The organism is Gemmatimonadota bacterium (assembly GCA_026706345.1).
GTDB lineage: Bacteria > JAAXHH01 > JAAXHH01 > JAAXHH01 > JAAXHH01 > JAAXHH01.
This window is the reverse complement of sequence record JAPOYX010000029.1, coordinates 1-2,334: the sequence shown is the minus strand read 5'-3', so window position 1 is coordinate 2,334 and position 2,334 is coordinate 1. Positions and strand designations below refer to the sequence as shown.

3 protein-coding genes are annotated in these 2,334 nt (G+C 63.3%); 2 read left to right on the top strand and 1 reads right to left on the bottom strand.

Going from position 1 to position 2,334, the window contains the following annotated elements:
* Together OXG98_03375 and OXG98_03370 are read left to right on the top strand one after the other, a co-directional pair.
* Nucleotides 1-853 (top strand): sugar ABC transporter permease (locus OXG98_03375; protein ID MCY3771049.1); only part of this gene is annotated, 853 nt, incomplete at its 5' end.
* 81 nt (nt 854-934) lie between these two features.
* Entirely contained in the window at nt 935-1,768 is an 834-nt protein-coding gene (locus tag OXG98_03370) for a carbohydrate ABC transporter permease (GenBank protein ID MCY3771048.1), read from the top strand.
* A 69-nt stretch (nt 1,769-1,837) separates the two neighbouring features.
* Here OXG98_03370 and OXG98_03365 read toward each other — a convergent pair.
* A partial coding sequence (locus OXG98_03365; GenBank protein MCY3771047.1) for a hypothetical protein occupies nt 1,838-2,334 on the bottom strand: 497 nt, incomplete at its 5' end.

Sequence of the window (2,334 nt, the reverse complement as noted above, 5' to 3'; positions counted from 1 at the left end):
GGCCCCCGCCTACCTGCTCATCGCTGGATTCCTGTTCTACCCCATGGCCACGGTGTTCCTGCTATCCCTGCGGGAATACCAACTCATGGATCCCCTCAATACGCCCTTCGTCGGACTGGACCAGTACGCGTTCATGCTCGGGGACGAGTACTTCTGGCGGAGCCTGTGGAACTCCGTGGTCTGGGTGGTCGTATCGTTGTTCTTCCAGTTCCTGCTCGGCTTCGGCCTGGCGCTGCTGCTCAACAGCGCGCGGTTCAGGGGCCGGGGGATCTTCCAGGCCGTTGTCTTCGCGCCGTGGGCGGTGTCGGGATTCCTGATCGCCATCATCTGGGCCTGGCTGCTGAACGGGGAATTCGGGCTGGTCAACGACCTGCTTATCCGTGCCGGACTGATGGATCAGAAAGTCGGGTTCCTGTCCCGCGGGGAGACGGCTCTCCTCTCCTGCGTACTCGCCAATATATGGTTCGGGGTCACCTTCTTCGCCATCATGCTCTTCGCCGCCCTGCAGGCTATCCCGCCCAGCCTGTACGAAGCGGCCGACATGGACGGCGCCACGGCCTGGCAGTCCTTCTGGCGCGTCACCGCGCCCATGGTGAAACCGGCCATCGTCATCACGATCCTGCTCCGGGCGATCTGGATCTTCAACTGGGCTGACCTGATCTGGGTCATGACCGGGGGAGGTCCGGCCGGGGCGTCCCGCACCCTGGCCCTCTACGTGTTCCAGAAAGCGTTCCTGGGACTGGATTTCGGGTATTCGGCCGCCCTGGGGGTCGCGCTGACCGTGGTTTCACTGGTCTTTACCGCCGTATTCCTCCGCGTCACGAGGTTCTACGGCGAAGAGGCCACCATCTGAGGGAAGGGACGATGGTCCGACCAGGGCGCCATATGAGGAAGGGACGATGATCCGACCGGGCCGCCATCTGAGGAAGGGACGATGATCCGACCGGGCCCATGGCGCCGCCTGCTGCACGCCGCCGGACTGTGCGCGTTTCTTCTCTTCGCGGTTTTCCCCGTGTACTGGATGGTGGTCACTTCCCTGACGCCGGAACAGGATCTTTTTGTCTGGCCCCTGCGGTATTTCCCGTCGGCGCCTACGCTGGAGCACTACGTCGCGGCCTTCCTGCGCACCGACATCCCCCGGTTCTTCACCAACAGCATTACAGTCGCGAGCCTGGCATCGGCCTGCACGCTGACCGTTTCCGTCCTGGGCGGCTACGCACTCGCGCGCTACCGCTTCCGGGGACGCCAGGTCACGCTCCTGGTCTTCCTGGCGACCCAGATGATGCCCGTGGTGGTGCTCATCGTCCCCCTCTTCATCATCTTTCGGATACTCGGCCTGCTCGACACGCTCTACAGTCTGATGATCGTGTATACGGTGCTGAACATCCCCTTCTGCACGCTCATGATGCAGGGCTTCTTCGCGGGCGTTCCGTCGGAGCTGGAGGAGGCCGCCATGGTGGACGGATGCAACCGGATGGGCGCGATTCTGCGCGTGGCCGTGCCGCTGGCGCGTCCCGGGCTGATCGCGACCTTTCTGTTCGCCTTCATCGGCGCCTGGAACGAACTGCTCTTCGCGGTGATGTTCCTGAACACGGAATCCACCTTCACCCTGCCCGTGGGCCTGTACAATTTCATCAGCAAGTACGACATCCACTGGGGACGCATGATGGCCGGCGCGACCCTGGCGCTGCTTCCCGCGCTGGCCGTGTTCGCCTTCGTTCAGCGATACATGGTGCGCGGACTGGCTTTAGGCGCCGTGAAGGGATAGCGGGCAAAGAGACGTTCCGGACGGTCCAGGCGGCCTCGGAAGGATTAACCGCGGGCTGGCCGCGTCAGGTCAGGGCAGGCCGTCCAGGAGAAGCGGGCGCACCCATACGAGGTATACCTGGCCGGCGGAACGAATCACCTGATGTTCGGTCAGCAGCCGGTAGGCTTCGCGGGCGTCTGCCCCGATGAGTGTCCGGTATCCGCGTGGGCGCTTCCCCGTCATCTCGGCCAGGCCTATCGAATCCAGCGGCCAGTCCACGGCATTGCCGGACTGGTCCTCCATGTACCTGGGCAGCTTCTGCACGGCGATCTCGACACGGTCCGGGACGAAGGGTTGGGCCCGGGGGTGGGAGAACCCCGAGAGGAAGTTGTTGAATTTGTACATGGCGTTCCAGGCCGGGGCAATGACTTCGTTGACGGAACGGGCCTTGAGCAGTGAGGGAGAGTACGTGTGCCGGCTTGGCGGGGCGTGCAGTCCGATCCAGATGGTCACCTTGTCGTTGTTTTCGCGAAAAGGCTCCTGTATGCTCCTGGCGGAGGGCAATTCATTATCGAGCCATTCGTTGG